General features: G+C 67.3%; 17 protein-coding genes and 1 tRNA gene. 6 read left to right on the top strand and 12 right to left on the bottom strand.

Annotation, left to right across the window (positions count from 1 at the left end; all coding sequences use genetic code 11):
* Positions 1-32 precede the first annotated feature (32 nt).
* The 3 genes from folP to APAU_RS05000 are packed head-to-tail and all read left to right on the top strand — an operon-like array spanning position 33 to position 2508.
* Positions 33-1247, top strand: a complete 1215-nt coding sequence (gene folP, locus APAU_RS05010) for a dihydropteroate synthase (RefSeq protein WP_006300617.1) — start codon at positions 33-35, stop codon at positions 1245-1247.
* Positions 1244-1735 carry a 2-amino-4-hydroxy-6-hydroxymethyldihydropteridine diphosphokinase gene (gene folK, locus APAU_RS05005; RefSeq protein WP_006300616.1) on the top strand — a complete coding sequence of 164 codons (492 nt, stop codon included), beginning with the start codon at positions 1244-1246 and terminating at the stop codon, positions 1733-1735. Before folP ends, folK begins: the two co-directional genes overlap by 4 nt.
* 17 nt (positions 1736-1752) lie before the next feature.
* On the top strand, positions 1753-2508 hold the full coding sequence (locus tag APAU_RS05000; protein WP_006300615.1) for a hypothetical protein: 756 nt from the start codon (positions 1753-1755) through the stop codon (positions 2506-2508).
* A 107-nt stretch (positions 2509-2615) separates the two neighbouring features.
* On the opposite strand, the gene APAU_RS04995 is transcribed toward APAU_RS05000, so the two are convergent.
* The 10 genes from APAU_RS04995 to APAU_RS04950 form a co-directional block, all read right to left on the bottom strand.
* Positions 2616-2969, bottom strand: coding sequence for a LamG domain-containing protein (locus APAU_RS04995; RefSeq protein ID WP_006300614.1), 354 nt, complete (start codon positions 2967-2969; stop codon positions 2616-2618).
* Between the two features lie 37 nt (positions 2970-3006).
* Positions 3007-3468 carry a redoxin domain-containing protein gene (locus tag APAU_RS04990; protein WP_006300613.1) on the bottom strand — a complete coding sequence of 154 codons (462 nt, stop codon included), beginning with the start codon at positions 3466-3468 and terminating at the stop codon, positions 3007-3009.
* Positions 3469-3531: 63 nt separating this feature from the next.
* On the bottom strand, positions 3532-4386 hold the full coding sequence (locus APAU_RS04985; RefSeq protein WP_006300612.1) for a thiamine pyrophosphate-dependent enzyme: 855 nt from the start codon (positions 4384-4386) through the stop codon (positions 3532-3534).
* Positions 4387-4388: 2 nt separating this feature from the next.
* The gene (locus tag APAU_RS04980) at positions 4389-6128 is read right to left on the bottom strand and encodes a 2-oxoacid:acceptor oxidoreductase subunit alpha (RefSeq protein ID WP_006300611.1); all 1740 of its coding nucleotides are present in this window, start codon (positions 6126-6128) and stop codon (positions 4389-4391) included.
* Positions 6129-6205: 77 nt separating this feature from the next.
* Complete coding sequence (locus tag APAU_RS04975; RefSeq protein ID WP_006300610.1) at positions 6206-6406, bottom strand: heavy-metal-associated domain-containing protein; 201 nt, start codon at positions 6404-6406, stop codon at positions 6206-6208.
* Positions 6403-8580 carry a heavy metal translocating P-type ATPase gene (locus APAU_RS04970; protein WP_006300608.1) on the bottom strand — a complete coding sequence of 726 codons (2178 nt, stop codon included), beginning with the start codon at positions 8578-8580 and terminating at the stop codon, positions 6403-6405. Before APAU_RS04970 ends, APAU_RS04975 begins: the two co-directional genes overlap by 4 nt.
* 22 nt (positions 8581-8602) lie before the next feature.
* A complete protein-coding gene (locus tag APAU_RS04965; RefSeq protein ID WP_040344909.1) occupies positions 8603-9115 on the bottom strand; it encodes a type II secretion system protein in 513 nt (170 codons plus the stop codon).
* Positions 9091-9498: an acyl-CoA thioesterase gene (locus APAU_RS04960; protein WP_006300605.1), complete on the bottom strand. Its 408-nt coding sequence runs from the start codon at positions 9496-9498 to the stop codon at positions 9091-9093. Before APAU_RS04960 ends, APAU_RS04965 begins: the two co-directional genes overlap by 25 nt.
* 4 nt (positions 9499-9502) lie before the next feature.
* Positions 9503-9901, bottom strand: a complete 399-nt coding sequence (locus APAU_RS04955; protein ID WP_232207767.1) for a CoA-binding protein — start codon at positions 9899-9901, stop codon at positions 9503-9505.
* A 97-nt stretch (positions 9902-9998) separates the two neighbouring features.
* On the bottom strand, positions 9999-10400 hold the full coding sequence (locus tag APAU_RS04950) for a hypothetical protein (RefSeq protein WP_006300603.1): 402 nt from the start codon (positions 10398-10400) through the stop codon (positions 9999-10001).
* 50 nt (positions 10401-10450) lie between these two features.
* Between APAU_RS04950 and APAU_RS04945 the strand changes: the two genes are divergently transcribed.
* Together APAU_RS04945 and APAU_RS14630 are read left to right on the top strand one after the other, a co-directional pair.
* Positions 10451-10538: transfer RNA gene (locus tag APAU_RS04945), tRNA-Ser, on the top strand.
* Positions 10539-10754: 216 nt separating this feature from the next.
* Positions 10755-10877, top strand: coding sequence for a hypothetical protein (locus APAU_RS14630; protein ID WP_006300602.1), 123 nt, complete (start codon positions 10755-10757; stop codon positions 10875-10877).
* Positions 10878-10959: 82 nt separating this feature from the next.
* Here APAU_RS14630 and APAU_RS04940 read toward each other — a convergent pair whose 3' ends face one another.
* Entirely contained in the window at positions 10960-11250 is a 291-nt protein-coding gene (locus tag APAU_RS04940) for a hypothetical protein (RefSeq protein ID WP_006300601.1), read from the bottom strand.
* 209 nt (positions 11251-11459) lie between these two features.
* Positions 11460-13490, bottom strand: a complete 2031-nt coding sequence (locus APAU_RS04935; protein ID WP_006300600.1) for a urocanate hydratase — start codon at positions 13488-13490, stop codon at positions 11460-11462.
* Between the two features lie 254 nt (positions 13491-13744).
* Between APAU_RS04935 and typA the strand changes: the two genes are divergently transcribed.
* Positions 13745-15640: a translational GTPase TypA gene (gene typA, locus APAU_RS04930; protein ID WP_006300599.1), complete on the top strand. Its 1896-nt coding sequence runs from the start codon at positions 13745-13747 to the stop codon at positions 15638-15640.
* Positions 15641-15650 lie beyond the last annotated feature (10 nt).

The following is a 15650-nucleotide window of genomic DNA, read 5'->3' as shown; positions in this document are numbered from 1 at the left end:
CGACAAATCCAGAAGGAACAGGAGAACCCGCCATGCCCTTGGTACAGATTCGCTTCGTGGACGATAGGGAACTTTCCGGCGCCCTGGAGGCGCTGGGAGCGGACCCGCGGTGCCACAGCTTCTTCCATAGAAAACGAGAGACCCTTTGCCTGCAGTGCCTCCACGTGGACACCCGAGCGGCCAACGCCCTGAAGCAGGAACTCCTGGCCCGGGGTGGGGACGCGGCGGTACACGCCCATGCCATCGACCGGGGGGTGGGGGAGTCCTCGGTGCTCCTCTTCGGAACCCTTTCCCAGCTCCGCAGCCTGGAGGACAAGCTGGCCGCCATGCCCTACTGGGGGCTGGACGCCCTGCGCCGGAAACTGACGGAAGCCCTGACGGGACTGAGCCAGCGTCGATGGTCCCTTCCCCTCCCCGGGGGGCGTGCCCTCCCCCTGGGCGACCGGACCCGGATCATGGGCATCCTCAACCTCACCCCCGACTCCTTCCACCAGGAAAGCCGCCTGGACTCCCCGGACTCCTGCCTCGTCCGGGGGGAGGCCATGCTGGCCCAGGGGGCGGACGTGCTGGACCTGGGGGGGGAATCCACCCGTCCCGGGGCCGCTGCGGTGGACCCGGAGGAGGAGATCCGAAGGGTGGCCCCTGCGGTGAGGGCCCTGCGGTCCCGCTTTCCCGAGGCGGTCCTCTCCGTGGACACCACCAAGGCCGCCGTGGCCCGGGCCTGCCTGGAAGAGGGGGCGGACCTGATCAACGACATCTCCGGCCTCACCTTCGACCCGGACCTGGCCTCGACGGTGGCCCGAGGAGGGGCCTCCCTGGTGCTCATGCACATCCAGGGCGTCCCCCGGACCATGCAGCAGGCTCCGCACTACGAGAACCTTCTGGGAGAGGTGGCGGCTTTCTTCGGGGAGCAGATGGCCCGGGCAGCCCAGGCGGGTCTGGAACCGGAGCGGGTGGTCCTGGACCCGGGATTCGGCTTCGGGAAGACGGCGGAGCATAACTTGGAGCTTCTGCGACACCTGGAGGCCTTTTGTCCCCTGGGACGCCCCCTGTTGGTCGGGGCCTCCCGCAAGAGCACCCTGGGGACGGTCCTGGGACTGCCGGACCCGGCGAACCGGCTGGAGGCCACGCTGGCGGTCACCTCCCTCTGCGCCTGGCAGGGGGTGTCCCTGGTGCGGGTCCACGACGTGGCGGAAAACGTCCGGGCGGCCCGGATGGTGGACGCGGTGAGGGGGGTGGCAAGATGAGTCGGGTCGCCTTGGCCCTGGGGACCAACCTGGGGGACCGTCTGGGAAACCTGCGCCGGGCGGTGCGGGAGCTGACCGCGGCGGGCTGGACCGTGGAACGGGCCAGCGACGTCTTCGAGACCCCCCCCTTCGGGGACGAGGATCAACCTCCCTTCCTGAACGCCTGCCTGGTGGCCTCGGTGCCGGAGGAAGACCCGGAGGCGGCCTTAAGGTTTCTCAAGGACCTGGAGGGGCGGATGGGGCGGATCTCTCGGCACCGCAACGGCCCCCGGGAGATCGACCTGGACCTGCTCTTTTGGGACGACCGGGTCCTCCAGACCCCCGCGCTGACCCTCCCCCACCCGGGCATCCCCCAGCGCCCCTTCGTCCTGGTGCCCCTGCTCCAGGTGGCGGCGGACTGGGTACATCCGGCACTGCGCAAAACGGTGGCGGAGCTGGCCCGGGACGTCTCGTCGGAGAGGATCGTCCGGATCGTGTCCTTGAGCTGAGGGGAGGAGGAGTGGGGATGCGTCGTCCCGGTCTGATCCCGGTGGGTCTCGCCCTGGTGGCTGCCCTGGCCCTGACCCTGTGGTCCGCGTACCCTGCGGCGGCGGAGCTTCGAGTCCTTCGCCCCAAGGGAGCCTACCCCTTCTTCCTGGTACTTCGGGAAGAGGGAGACGAAGTCGCCCAGGCCTTCCTGCGTACCCCCACGGGGACCTATCCCCTCCGGGAGGTGGAGGGGCTGCGCCTGGCGGCGATGAGCCAGGCCCAATCCCGGGAGGACCAGGACAGGAAGGACGACCTGCTCTGGAAGCTCACCTTTCTGCCCGCCTCGGAGAAGGAACAGGGCGTGCAGATCTGGTTCGGGCACCTCACCGCCCTCCCCAAGCTCTGGGTGGTGGCGGCCCCCGTGGGCCCCACCCAATGGGACACCATGACCACCACCCTGCGGGTGCCCCGAGGCACGGCGGTGTACGTCTCCCCCCAGGTCCCCTCCTACGGGAAGCTGCCCGTGTACGAGGGGAAATCCGCCCTGACCTTCGTGTACTCCATCCGCCTCACCCCCCAGGGGCCCGCCTTCGTGCCAGTCCGGGAGGTCTACAGGCAGCTGGCGGAACACCAGGACACCCTCCGCAGGGGGGAGTACGAACCCCTCAAGAGACTGGCCTACCAACGGCAGATGGAGGACTATCTGGGCATCGCCCAAGGCAAGACCCCTTCCCTGGACGCCCTCAGGAGCTTCACCTGGAAGAAGCTCCTCTCCGTGGAGTGGCGCCCCTGAAGGAGTCCTCCAGCGAGAGGTGCGGCGAGACAAGCGAGGAGGGGATGGGCTCAACACGCCCATCCCCTCCTCAGTCATTTCCGTTCCTGTTCCATCGCCCCGCCCGTTCAGGGGGCGATCAGCTCTCCCGTGGCGGATCCCATGATGTTGCAGGTCGCCTCTGCCCGGATCACCGTCCCCTTGGGCACCGACCCGACGGAGAAGGTATCCGTCATCCCGTTGACGTCGGTCTGGGACGGGTACTCCTTCTGGGCCGCCAGCTTGCCCCCCACGAAGACGGAGATTCTCTGGACGTGGTGCTTCGCCGGATCGTTCACCCCGTGGGCCACCTGGACGGTCAACCGCCCCGAAGGGGCATCCAGCGAGAGGGTCACGGACTTGGGAGGATGCGCCCAAGCGCTTCCCCCCAGAAACACGCCTCCGAGAACCCACGCCAGAACCCAAACCTTTCCTAGCCTCATGTACCCCACCTCCTTCCTCCCCCGAAGGGGACCTTCCCTATCTTCTCAGGACGGACAACACCTCGTCCAGGTCGGGAAGGGTCTTGATCTCGTACACCTTGAGCCAGGCGGCCTTGCCCTCCTGATCCACCAGCAGGTTGGCCCGCTCGGAGAAACCCTGTCGTTCCCGGAAGAGCCCCAGGGACTGAGCAAACCCTCCGTGGGGCCAGAAATCCGCCAGAACGCGAAGCCGTTTCAGCCCCATGGAGTCCGCCCAGGCCTTCTTGCAGGGCACGGAGTCCACGCTCAGTCCCAAGGGGACCACCCCCGAAGCCTCAATGGCGTCGTAGGCATTTTCCAGTCCTTGCATCTGGTCTCGGCAGATCGGGGTCCAAGCTAGAGGGTGGAAGGACAGCAGCACCTTCTTCCCCCGCAGGGCGGACAGGGTCACGTCGTTTCCGTCCTGATCCTTCAGGGTCACGTCGGGGAGCAGGGTCCCCAGGGCGATGGGTTGGGTCATGGCGTTCTCCTCCTTCAATTTAGGCTGTGCGATGGTCCGGCTTCCTCGAAACCGGGGGCAGATCTAACGATAACGCTCCAAGAAGGCCCGCAGCTTTCCCGGGTCCCGACGCCGGGCATGCAGGGGTTCCTCGTTCTCTTCATAGGGGGCCAGGGCGCGGTGGAACACCCGCCGGGTCTCCCGGTAGAAGATCCCCACGGGGCAGGGATCGGTCTCCAGGGCCCTCAGCAGGGCCTGTTTGCGGTCCGAAGGGTCGTGGTCCTCCGGAAGGGGAACGGTGTGCTCCCGGAACCACCGGTAGGTGTGGATCCGGTTGAAGGAGACGCAGGGCTGAAGGAGATCCACCAGGGCGTAGCCCTCGTGGCGGATCGCCTCCACCAGGACGCGGTTCATCATCTCCCCGTCGCCGCAGAAGACCCGGGCCACGAAGGAGGCCCCCAGCGACAGGGCCACCGCCAGGGGATTGAAGGGTTCCGCCTGCACCCCCTCCACCTGGATGGGGGTGACGAACCCCACGGGGCTGGTGGGGGAGGCCTGTCCCTTGGTAAGGCCGTAGACCATGTTGTTGTGTACCAGGTGGGTCAATCGGGGGTTCCGCCGCACGGCGTGGAGGAAGTGGTTGCCCCCTTCGCCGTACATGTCCCCGTCCCCGCCGATGCACAGGACCCGCAGTCCCGGGTTGGCGGCCTGGATGGCCGTAGCCACGGGCAGGGCCCGCCCGTGCAGACCGTTGAAGAAATGGCTTCGGAAGTAGTGGGGCGTCTTGGCGGCCTGCCCGATCCCCGAGACCAGCACCAGGTCCTTCGGGTCCGTCTCCAGCTCCGCCAGGGCTCTCTTGAGGGCCTCCAGGATGGGGAAGTTCCCGCAGCCGGGGCACCAGGAGTTGTCGCCGGGGACGTCGTAGATCCGCGGATCCATGGTCATCCCTCCCGTCCTTCCAGGACCGCTTCCAGACGCGCCGCCGCGGTCTCCACGCCCATCTGGAGGCCCGAGTAGTGCAACACCCGGCGTTGCACCGAAACCCCCTCATGGCGCTCCAGGAGCCGGGCGAACTGTCCCGTGGCATTCCCCTCCACCGCCACGACGCGCTTCGCCCGCCGCAGCAGGGGAAGGGCCCGGGGAGGCACGGGGTAGACCTGGGGGAAGTGCAGGTGCGCCACGTCCCGCCGACCCAGCAGGTCCAGGGCCTCGTCCAGGATGGGGCCCGTGGAGCCCCAGCCCACCACCAGGGTGCTGGCGTTCTCCGGACCGGTCCACACCGGGTCCAAGGAGTCCTCCTCCACCCCCGCCAGCTTGGCCAGACGCTTGTCGTTCATCCGCACCCGCAGGGCGAAGTCTTCCTTGATGTGCCCCGCCTCGTCGTGCTCGTGGCTGTCCACGCCCACCAGACCTTCCCCCCATCCGGGGATGCCCCGGGGGGACAGGGGCGCGTCCAGGAGGCGATAGCGCCGGTAGTCCGCCTCCGTGGGCACCACGTACCTCGTGGGCTCCCGGTCCAAGCCCTCGAAGGGAGGCAGGTCGTACAGGGTGTCCAGGAAGTACTGGTCCGTCAGGAGGAACACGGGGATCTGGTGCTTGTCCGCCTGATCGAAGGCCCTTCGGGCGCACTGGAAAGCCTCTTCCAAGGTCCCCGGGGCCAGGATCAGTCGAGGGAACTCCCCGTGTCCCGCGTAAAGGGCCAGGTCCAGGTCCCCCTGCTCCGTCCGCGTCGCCATTCCCGTGGCGGGACCGGGACGCTGGGCCAGGTGGACCACCAGGGGCAGCTCCGCGATCCCCGCCAGGCTGATCCCCTCGGTCATGAGGGCGAACCCGCCCCCGGAGGTGGTGGCGAGGGCTCTGGCCCCAGCGTACCAGGCCCCCAGGGCCATGTTCACCGCCGCCAGCTCGTCCTCCACCTGCTCCACCGCCACGCCGAACTCCGCGGCGTTCTGGGCCATGAACTGCAGCACCCCCGTGCCCGGGGACATGGGGTAGGCGGTGACGAAGTCGCACCCCCCCGCCAGGGCTCCCAGGGAAACCGCGTCGTTGCCGCTCAGGAGAATCCGCCCCTCCAGCCCGGTTCCCCGGCGAAGGGAGATGGAAACGCCCTGTTCTTCCGCCACCCGGGCCCCCAGGTCGTACCCCCTGCGCAGGGCTGCCCCGTTGGCCTGGGAGACCGAGGCCCCCTTGTCCCGGAATCGGGCCTCCACAAAGGTGAGGGCCCGTTCCTGCTGGATCCCCAGAAGCCTCGCCACCAGCCCCACCGCCACGATCCCCGCATACACCGGCCCCCCCAGCTCTCGAGCCGTGGCAAGAAGGGGGGCATGGACGAACCGGTCCCCCGCGAAGGAGAACTCCTCCCCCAGCTCCTCGAGGTCCCCCAGGATCAGGGTGTGGGGCCCGATCCGATCCCGCACGTTGGAGCGCACACCCTTGTTGAAACAGACCAGGAGGTCCATCCGATCCAACAGGCCCCGAACGGGACGGGGGGCAAGGCGGATCTCCGTGGAGTTGCTGCCTCCCCGGACTCGGGACATGGCCTCCTTGCTGGCGTACACGTGGAACCCTTCCTGCTTGGTGAGGCGGACCAACAGGGACTCCACCGTCTGGACCCCCTGACCTGCGGCGCCACATAGAACCAGGGAAAGATCCTCCTGGCCGGGAAGCGGAAAGCGGTACACGGCATCCCCTCCTTGGCGGCGTGCGCCCGGAAACTATATTCTATAACTATTTTAGTTTATAGCCTTCCCGAGAACCGTCAAGCGGGAATCTCTTCCGAGGGATACCCCGTCTCGTCCAGCACCTCCAGGACCTTCCGGGGATCGCCGGTCTCCAGGGTCACCCGACGGGTCAGCAGATCCACCTCGAAGGCCTCGATCCCCATACCCCGCAGGGCGGCGGAAATCCGGTTCACGCAGTGCTGGCAGGACATGTCCGGCACGTGGAACACTCTCTTCATGATTCCATCTCCCCTTTCTCTCTCCCTCGAATCCTCAGGGAGTTGAGGATCACCGTGATGGAGCTGGCCCCCATGGCCACCTCCGCCAGGGCGGGGTGCAGCAGCCCCAGCATCGCCAGGGGCAGGGCCACCAGGTTATAGAAGAAGGCCCCCACAAGATTCTGGGCCACCACCCGCACCAGCTTTCGGGAAAGGAGCACCGCGTCGGCCAGGCCCGCCAGCTCCCCCCGGACCAGGATGAGGTCCGCGCTGTCCAGGGCCAGGTCCAGACCGCTTCCCATGGCCACCCCCACGTCCGCTCCCTTGAGGGCCCCCGCGTCGTTGAGCCCGTCTCCCACCATGAGGACCCGCTCGCCCCCCGCCTGGAAACGACGCACCAGGTCCAGCTTGTCTCCGGGATGCACCCCCGCGTGGACCTCCCGGATGCCCGTCTCCCGGGCCACCCGCTCCGCCACGGCGGGGTGATCCCCCGTGGCCATGACCACCCGGATCCCCAGCTCCTCCAGACGCCGCACCGCCTCCACGCTCCCCGTCCGCAGGGGGTCCGTCACCCCCAGGACTCCCTGGACCTCCCCGTCCCGGCGCACCTCCACCAGAGTACAGCCCTGATCCAGCAGGTCCCGGTACTTTCCGGAATCCAAGGGGCGTCCCACAAACCAGGACCGCCCTTTCAGGACGCCCCCGATGCCCTCCCCAGGGGTTTCTTCGACCTCCTCAAGCCCCACGACGGGAGAAACCCCCTCTGCGTTCCGAAGAAACGTCGTCACCGCCCGGGCCAGGGGGTGATTCGACCGCTCCTCCAGGGCCAGGGCCGCCGCGGAGGCCTCCGGTTCCAGACGGGAAACCGCCACCCGGGGTTCCCCCTGGGTGAGGGTGCCCGTCTTGTCCAGAAGGGCCACCCGGACGGCCCGAAGGGTCTGGAAGGCCTCGGCGTTGCGCAGCAGCATCCCCCGCCGGGAGGCCTCTCCGGCCCCCACGGCCAGGGCCATGGGGGTGGCCAGGCCCAAGGCGCAGGGGCAGGCGATCACCAGGGTGGCGATGGCGGCGTAGAGGGCCGTGACGCCAGCGTCACCGTCCGTTCTCCCCGCCAAGGGGACCAGGCGCCTCAGGACCTCCATGGCGTCCGGGACCAGCAGCCACCCCAGGGCGGCGGCGGCAGCCAGAAAGGCCACCAGGGGCACGAAGACCAGGGTGGTCCGGTCCGCCAGGGCCTGGAGGGGGACCTTGCTTCCCTGGGCCTCCCGGACCATGCGGAGCATCTGGGCCAGGAAGGCGTCCTCCCCCACCCTCACCGTCTCCAGAAGCAGCACCCCCGAGAGGTTCAGGGAGCCCCCGGTCACTTCGTCCCCCTCCCGGCGGAGCACGGGCACGGACTCCCCGGTCACCAGGGATTCATCCACCGATGAGAGCCCTTCCACGACCCGCCCGTCCACGGGAATCCGCTCTCCCGGGAGCACCTGCACCCGGTCTCCCCCCAAAACCGCCTCCAGGGGAATCAGAAACGCCTCCTCCTGACGGATCACCCGGGCCTCCGCAGCCTGGAGACGCATAAGGGCCTTCACCTCCCGGGTGGCCCGATCCCGCAGGTGGGATTCGATGAAGCGGCCCAGGACGTGGAGCGCCAGGATCATGGCTCCGATGGCCCCGAAGGAGGGGATGGCAACCCCCGCCAGGCGCAGCAAGGCGGTGCTCCAGGACGAAAGGGCCCCCAGGGTCACCAGGGTGTCCATGTTGGCGTGCCGGTGAATCAGGGCGATCCAGGCCCCCCGCAGGGTGGCCAGCCCGCCCCAGAACACCACCAGCCCTCCCAGGACCAGCTCCAGGAAGGGGTAGAAGGGCACGTGACGGCCTCCCATGTGGGCCAGCATGGCCAGAGAGAGGGGGATCGTCAGGGCCAGGACGAAGACCAGGTTGCGCACCGCCTGGGCGTAGCGGCGGGCCTCCAGATCTTCCGGGACCTGGGAAAGGAGATCGTATCCGGCTCCCATCACGGCCTCCCGAAGCGTCTCCTCCCCCACGGAGGGGTCCGTCAGGACGAAGGCCGTCTCCGTGGCCAGGTTCACCGAAGCGTACTGCACTCCCGGGACCCGGGCCAAGGCCCGTTGGGCCATGCGGGAGCAGGTGGCGCAGGTCATGCCGGTGACGCGATAGGTGTGCTTTCGGGGTTCCGTCATGGGAGCCTCTCCCTTCGGTTCGTCAGGGCCCTTGCCGGACCACCGAGACCCGGCAGGCCGGGGAGATCACGATGAAAGCGACGGCGGCAGGGCTGGACTCTCGGTCCGAAAAGACGTAAAGAACCATCCCGGGGGACAGGGTGTGCCACTTGGTGCTGTAGAAGGCCCAACGGGCCGGTCCTTCCCCGCGAAACCAAGCGTTCTCCCCGGAATCGTACCGTTCCCAGAGCCCCGTGTCCTCCCAGCGGATCTCCAGATACGGAAGCCGGTCCGCCAGGGAAACGCGGAACCGGAAGTTCCGCCCCTCCTCCCGGGCCTGAAGCAGGCGTCCCTGGAGCCACTGCGCCCCACGCAGCGCCGCCTCCCGGGCTCGCTCCCTTCCCGCCCCCGCAAATCGCGGGGGACCCGCCACGATCCAGATCAGTCCGGAGAGAGCGGATAAAAGGGAGAAGACCACCAGAACCTCCAGGAGGGTGTACCCGCCCCGCCCTCCGAGGGGGCGGGAAACGCCTAGGGGTTCCGCTCCTCCATCCATCGATAGAAGGGGTTGTCCCCCCGGACGAGCCTTCCCTGAGCGTCGCAGATGCCGTGCTTCGTCCATCCCTCCGCCAGGAGGAGGTCCTCCCGCAGCACCCGGTAGGAAAACACCAGGCTGTGGGGTTTCAGCTCCGAAACCCAGCAGAGGACGTTCAGAGCGTCGTCGTACCGGGCAGGCTTCTTGTAGCGGCAGTGCGCCTCCACCACGGGAAGGAAGATCCCCTGCTTCTCCCAGTCCACGTAGGGCATCCCCAGGGCCCGGCAGTAGTCCGTCCGGGCCACCTCGAACCAGACCAGGTAGTTGGCGTGGTAGGCGATGCCCATCTGGTCCGTCTCGCTGTATCGGACCCGCAGGGTCAGCGGGTGCTCGAAGGGGGCCATGGGCTCAGGCCTTCCCGCAAAGGCGCTTGTGGGTCGCCAGGATGCAGTCCTCCACCACCTCGACCCCCTCCCGCCGCAGATTCTCCGCCCCCAGGGGGTTTTCCGCCCCGGGCTGAAACCAGACCACCGGGGTCGGGGACAGGCGACGCACTTGATGCAGCGCCTCGGCCTGCTTCTCCGGAGAGAGAAAGAGGACCACCAGGTCCACAGGACCGGGCAGGTCCTCCAGCCCCCCCAGGCAGGGCACCCCTCCCAGGGAGGCGCCCCGGTAGGCGGGATTCACCGGGTAGACCGTAAAGCCTCGGGCCTGCAGATACGCCTGAATCCCCGACACGGGGCGATCCTCCCGAGGGGAAGCCCCCACCAACGCCACCCGGGAGGGGACGCACACCCATTTCCTCACGATGTCCTCGAAGGTCATACAGAGCTCCTTTCCGTACGGGGCTTTCCCGCGTTTTCCGCAATCCATCCCGGGCACCACGCACCCGGGAGCTTCAGTTTCAGGTGCCTCCCAGTTCCTCCAGGGTGGTGGCCTTGACCCCGTCGGGAAGTCGGGAGAGGCGCATCACCAGCACCAGGGCCTCCGAAGCCCCGGGCTTGAGGGACGAGGCCTTGATGCGTCCCCAGACCTGGTTCAGCTCCTTGCCCGCGGAGTCGTAGGCCAGCACCATCGCCCCGGGGGTCTTGACGGCCCTTCTGCCCAGGTTGGTGAGCACCACCTCCGCCCGGCCGGTCAGGGTCCGGGCGTCGAAGGACCAGGAAAACCGGGTCACCGCCAATCCGGAATCCGTCGGGGACGGGCAGGGAGTGGAAGCAGAGGCCTCGCCTCCCAGCGCCAGGAAAAGAAACAGTCCCCCGAGAATCCGACCCAGACGTCCGAGGATCCGCTTTCTTTCTTTCATCGCCATTCCTCCCCTTTCGGGAGCGTGCTAGAATGAGGCCCGTTTCATGCGGAGGGCTGGCCGAGCGGTCGAAGGCGGCTGACTTGAAATCAGTTGTGGGTCACCCCACCGCGGGTTCGAATCCTGCGCCCTCCGCCAACCCTTTCCTCCATCCTACCCCATCCCCCCAAGGAACGGAACACCGTGATCCCAAGGCTTCGCGGCCCCAAGGGACTTCCGCGAGGCCAAACGTCTCTGCTCCATGAGGCGGGATGCCCATGTAGGAAAGGCATCCCGGATCATCTCTCCTCGCCCTGTCGCTCTACAATTGAAAAGTGGGCAGTTTTCGGACGCGAGGCCCTGGAGGTGGGAACGATGCGGAAAAGGGAGCGTTTTGCCCGGTGGCTCATCGCTCGGCTGCAGAGCTGGGGATGCTACTCCGAAGCGGTTTCCGTGGCGCAGCGGTTCTTCAAGAATTCCTGGAGGGTGGAGGTGTGAGGCAAACGGGGGAAGAAAAAACGACGAAGACAAGGCGCTGAGGGCCTCGGACGCGACGGCGACCGAGGCCCTCCGTATGTCCTCATGCCAGCCAGAAACGCGACTTGTTCCAGTCCTGGCTCTGGTAGACCACCACGCTCTGGGAGTAGGACCGGGTGGCCACCAGGTAGGTGAGGGAGAGGGGGATCTCCCCCTGCCACCCCTCCAGCACCCGGTACTGATAGACCACGTCCATCTCCCTCGGCCCGGGAATCTCGATCCGCTCGACCGGCAGCGCCGGAGCGGCGGCTCTCTGAGGAGTCGTCCCGTAGAGATAGCTCGATCCGCCCGGGACGGCATAGCCCTCCATCCGAACCACCGTCTGGATGTTCATCCTCGTTCCCTCCTTCCCTGGACAGAACACGGCTTTCCCATGCTGTTATCGTAGCAGGGTCCCGGGGGCTCATGTCGTCCCCAGGCCCAGAGGAAATGGGCCGCAAGTCCCGGAATTGCACGACCCGAAAAACCGTGGTAGGGGCAGCCCGAAGGCCGCCCCTACCACGGTGAGGACAGGGTGAGGATGCAAAGAGGGAACCCGGAGGATCAGCCCCGGAAGGCCCGGTTCACCAAGTCTTCCACGAAACCCTCCTTGGGCAGGTAGGGCAGGGTGATGTGGTCCCGCCCGTCGGAGTTTCGGTTGTGCTCCAGGGACACCTCCATGGCGTGGGGGTTCCGGGCCCAGGCGCGCCTCGCCACCCCCCCCATGACGTCCCAGGACAGAGCGGACCGGATGATCTCGTCCACCCGGGCGGAACCGTCCAACACGAGGCCGAAGCCCCCGTTGATGGCCTTGCTGATGCCCACGCCGCCGCCGTTGTGCAGCGCCACGAGGCTCATCCCCCGGGCTGCGTTGCCCGCATAGCAGTGGGTGGCCATCTCCGCCATCATGTTGCTGCCGTCCTTGATGTTGGCGGTTTCCCGGAAGGGACTGTCCGTGCCGGACACGTCGTGGTGGTCCCGTCCCAGCATGATGGGCCCCACCTCACCCTTGCGGACCATCTCGTTGAACTTCAGGGCGATGCGCACCCGCCCCTCCGCGTCCTGATAGAGGATGCGGGCCTGGGTGCCCACCACGAGGCGGTTCTTCTCCGCGTCCCGGATCCAGACCCAGTTGTCCCGGTCCTGGCCCCGGCGGTTGGGGTCAATGCAGTCCATGGCGGCCTGGTCGGTCTTCTTCAGATCCTCGGGGAGGCCGGAGAGGCAGACCCACCGGAAGGGGCCGTAACCGTAGTCGAAGAGCATGGGCCCCATGATGTCCTCCACGTAGGAGGGGAAGACGAAGCCGTCCTTGTCGTCCACTCCGTTCTTGGAGACCTCCAGCACCCCCGCGTCGTACACCGCCTTGAGGAAGGAGTTGCCGTAGTCGAAGAAGTAGGTCCCCCGCTCCGTGAGGGTCTTGATGAGTTCGTAATGCTTCTTCAGGGTGCGGTCCACCTGCTGGCAGAACCGGGTCCGATCCTCCTTGAGCAGCGCCGTGCGCTCCTCGAAGGAAAGGCCCTGGGGGCAGTAGCCCCCGTCATAGGCGGCGTGGCAGGAGGTCTGGTCGGAGAGAAGCTCCACCTCCACCCGGTGGTCCACGCAGTGCTGGAGCAGGTCCACGATGTTGCCGTGGTAGGCGATGGAGAGGGGCTGCTTCTTGTCCATGGCGTCCCGGGCCCAGCGGAAGACCTCCGCCAGGTCGGAGGAGGCCTTGCTCACCCACCCCTGGTCCAGTCGGGTCTGGATGCGGCTGTAGTCCACCTCCGCCACGACCCCCACCGCCCCGGCGATCTCCGCTGCCTTGGGCTGGGCGCCGCTCATCCCCCCGAGGCCGGAGGAGACGAACAGGTGCCCCTTGAGGTCCTGGTCTCCCGCAAGCCCCAGCCGAAGCCGCCCGGCGTTGAGCAGGGTGTTGAAGGTACCGTGGACGATGCCCTGGGGGCCGATGTACATCCAGCCGCCCGCGGTCATCTGGCCGTAGTTGGCCACCCCCAGCTGCGTGGCCAGGTGCCAGTCCTGGGGGTTGTCGTAGAGCCCCACCATGAGGCCGTTGGAGAGGATCACCCGAGGGGCATCGGGGCGGGACTTGAAGAGGCCCAGGGGGTGCCCGGACTGGATCACCAGGGTCTGGTCCTGGGTCATCACCTGGAGGTACTTCATGATGAGCCGGTATTGCATCCAGTTCTGGCACACCTGTCCCGTCTCCCCGTAGGTAACCAGCTCGTAGGGATACAGGGCCACGTCGAAGTCCAGGTTGTTGTCGATCATCACCTGAAAGGCCCTGCCCTCCACGCAGTTCCCCTGGTACTGGTCGAGGGGTTTGCCCCGGAGGCGTCCCGCGGGGCGGAACCGGTAGCCGTAGATGCGGCCCCGGGTACGCAGCTCCTCCAGGAACTCCGGCGCCAGCTGGGCATGGAACTTCTCCGGCACGTACCGAAGGGCGTTCTTCAGGGCCACCACGGTCTGGGCCTCCGTGAGGGTGAAGCCGCGATCCGGGGCGCGACGGATGCCCGGCTCGAAGGCGGGCATCTCCGGCAATCCGTCGTCGAGACGAACGATCATGGCCTGGGCGATCTGCTCGTTGGAAAGGCTCATGGACATCTCCTCCTCTTGAGAAGAATCGGGTTCTCCACATCCTGGGGGCCAAGTCTCCCCAGGGCGATTCTACCCCGCGCAGGATATATCGTCAACGATACGTCTATGAAAAAAATATTTATCGACGCTCTCCCACGGGGAATCCGCAGGGAATTTTCCCTCAAATCCATCGCCTTGAGCCCCTGCTTGTGGTACACTTCCCACTTGCCCGCCCCAGGCGGGCCCCATCCGACGAAAGAAGAAGGACGAAAACCATGACCGCACCGGAAATGATCCGCAACGTGGCCATCGTGGCCCACATCGACCACGGCAAGACCACCCTCATCGATTCCATCTTCCGCGCCGCCCACACCTTCCGAGAGAACGCCCGGGTCGCCGAACGGGTGATGGACAGCCGCGACCTGGAGAGGGAGCGGGGCATCACCATCAAGGCCAAGCACTGCACGGTGAACTGGCAGGGATACCGCATCAACATCGTGGATACCCCGGGACACGCGGACTTCTCGGGAGAGGTGGAACGGGTCCTCTCCCTGGTGGATTCGGTGATCCTCCTGGTGGACGCGGCGGAGGGCCCCATGCCCCAGACCCGCTACGTCCTCATGCGGGCCCTGCGCCTGGGGCTGCGCCCCATCGTGGTGGTGAACAAGGTGGACCGGTCCCACGCGAACCCCGCCCAGGCCCTGGACAAGACCTTCGACCTCTTCGTGGAGCTGGGAGCCACGGACGAGCAGTGCGACTTCCCGGTGCTCTACGGCTCCGGCCTGGAGGGCTGGCTGGTGGAAGACCTGGACGCCGGGGCGGACCAAGACCTGGAGGCCCTCTTCCGCACCCTGGTGGACTACGTCCCCGCCCCGAAGGCCAACTCCGAGGCCCCCTTCCTGATGCAGGTGAGCACCCTGGCCTGGAGCGACTATCTGGGGCAGATCGGCTGCGGCAAGATCCTTCAGGGGACCCTCCGCAAAGGAGATTCCCTGACCCAGACCCGGGTCCGCTGGACCGACCCGGAACGGTCGGGACACGAGACCCTCTGGAGCCGCCCCGCCTCCTGCGTCCACCTGTTCACCACCCAGGGGCTGGACCGGGAAGAGGCGGAGGAGGCGGGAGCGGGGGACATCGTGTGGTTCTCCGGCCCCGACGAGATCTCCCTGGGGGACCTCTTCTCCTCTCCTCAGCTGGAGAATCCCTCCCTCCCCCCCCTGGACATCGAGGAGCCCACGGTGTCCATGTTCTTCCTGGTGAACACCGGGCCCTTCGCGGGCAAGGAGGGACAGGCGGTGACCCTGCGGCAGCTGAAGGCCCGTCTGGAGCGGGAGACCAAGACCGACGTGGCCCTGCGGGTGGAGGACCTGGGCCGCCCCGACGGGGTGAAGGTGTCCGGTCGCGGGGAGCTGCACCTGGCCATCCTGGTGGAGGAGATGCGCCGGGAGGGCATGGAGTTCTGCGTGTCCCGGCCGGAGATCATCACCCACCGGGACGACGCGGGGAAGCTGCTGGAGCCGGTGGAGGAACTCCTCATCGACGTGCCCGAGGACTACCAGGGAGTGGTGATCCAGAAACTGGCCCTGCGCAAGGGGGAGCTGCTCTCCATGGCCAACTCCGGCACGGGGCTGCTGCGCCTGGAGTACCGCATCCCCACCCGGGGGCTCATCGGCTACCGCAACGAGTTCCTCACGGACACCCGTGGGCTGGGGGTACTCACCAGCCGGTTCGTGGGCTACGCCCCCTGGTTCGGGGAGATGACGGGACGCAGCCGGGGCTCGCTGGTGAGCCTCGACGGAGGACTGGCCACCAGCTACTCCCTGGAGAACCTCCAGACCCGAGGGACCCTCTTCCTCTCCCCCGGAGACCCGGTGTACTGCGGCATGGTGGTGGGAGAATGCTCCCGCCCCAAGGATCTGCCCTGCAACCCCGCCAAACGGAAGCAGCTCACCAACCACCGCTCCGCCACCAAGGACGCCATGATCATCCTGGACGTCCCCCGGAAGCTGAACGTGGACAGCGCCCTGGAGTGGATCGGGGAGGACGAGCTGGTGGAGGTGACTCCCCCCTCCGTGCGGGTGCGCAAGATCATCCTGGACCCCACGGAGCGCAAGCGCGCCGCCATGAAGGCGGGGGCGGGGACCACGGAAGCGGAAGAGGACGAAGAATAGAACGGGGGCC

This window comes from Aminomonas paucivorans DSM 12260 (genome assembly GCF_000165795.1).
Taxonomy (GTDB): Bacteria; Synergistota; Synergistia; order Synergistales; family Synergistaceae; genus Aminomonas; species Aminomonas paucivorans.
The sequence above is the reverse complement of the archived record's forward strand: the minus strand, read 5'-3'. Positions and strand labels throughout refer to the sequence as shown.

Coding starts and splice junctions, on each gene's coding strand:
- APAU_RS04990 (WP_006300613.1), bottom strand. CDS start 3,468: ATGACCCAACCCATCGCCCTGGGGACCCTGCTCCCCGACGTGACCCTG.
- APAU_RS05000 (WP_006300615.1), top strand. CDS start 1,753: ATGCGTCGTCCCGGTCTGATCCCGGTGGGTCTCGCCCTGGTGGCTGCC.
- folK (WP_006300616.1), top strand. CDS start 1,244: ATGAGTCGGGTCGCCTTGGCCCTGGGGACCAACCTGGGGGACCGTCTG.
- typA (WP_006300599.1), top strand. CDS start 13,745: ATGACCGCACCGGAAATGATCCGCAACGTGGCCATCGTGGCCCACATC.
- APAU_RS04995 (WP_006300614.1), bottom strand. CDS start 2,969: ATGAGGCTAGGAAAGGTTTGGGTTCTGGCGTGGGTTCTCGGAGGCGTG.
- APAU_RS04935 (WP_006300600.1), bottom strand. CDS start 13,490: ATGAGCCTTTCCAACGAGCAGATCGCCCAGGCCATGATCGTTCGTCTC.
- APAU_RS04975 (WP_006300610.1), bottom strand. CDS start 6,406: ATGAAGAGAGTGTTCCACGTGCCGGACATGTCCTGCCAGCACTGCGTG.
- folP (WP_006300617.1), top strand. CDS start 33: ATGCCCTTGGTACAGATTCGCTTCGTGGACGATAGGGAACTTTCCGGC.
- APAU_RS04960 (WP_006300605.1), bottom strand. CDS start 9,498: ATGGCCCCCTTCGAGCACCCGCTGACCCTGCGGGTCCGATACAGCGAG.
- APAU_RS04985 (WP_006300612.1), bottom strand. CDS start 4,386: ATGGATCCGCGGATCTACGACGTCCCCGGCGACAACTCCTGGTGCCCC.
- APAU_RS14630 (WP_006300602.1), top strand. CDS start 10,755: ATGCGGAAAAGGGAGCGTTTTGCCCGGTGGCTCATCGCTCGGCTGCAG.
- APAU_RS04940 (WP_006300601.1), bottom strand. CDS start 11,250: ATGAACATCCAGACGGTGGTTCGGATGGAGGGCTATGCCGTCCCGGGC.
- APAU_RS04965 (WP_040344909.1), bottom strand. CDS start 9,115: ATGGATGGAGGAGCGGAACCCCTAGGCGTTTCCCGCCCCCTCGGAGGG.
- APAU_RS04950 (WP_006300603.1), bottom strand. CDS start 10,400: ATGAAAGAAAGAAAGCGGATCCTCGGACGTCTGGGTCGGATTCTCGGG.
- APAU_RS04970 (WP_006300608.1), bottom strand. CDS start 8,580: ATGACGGAACCCCGAAAGCACACCTATCGCGTCACCGGCATGACCTGC.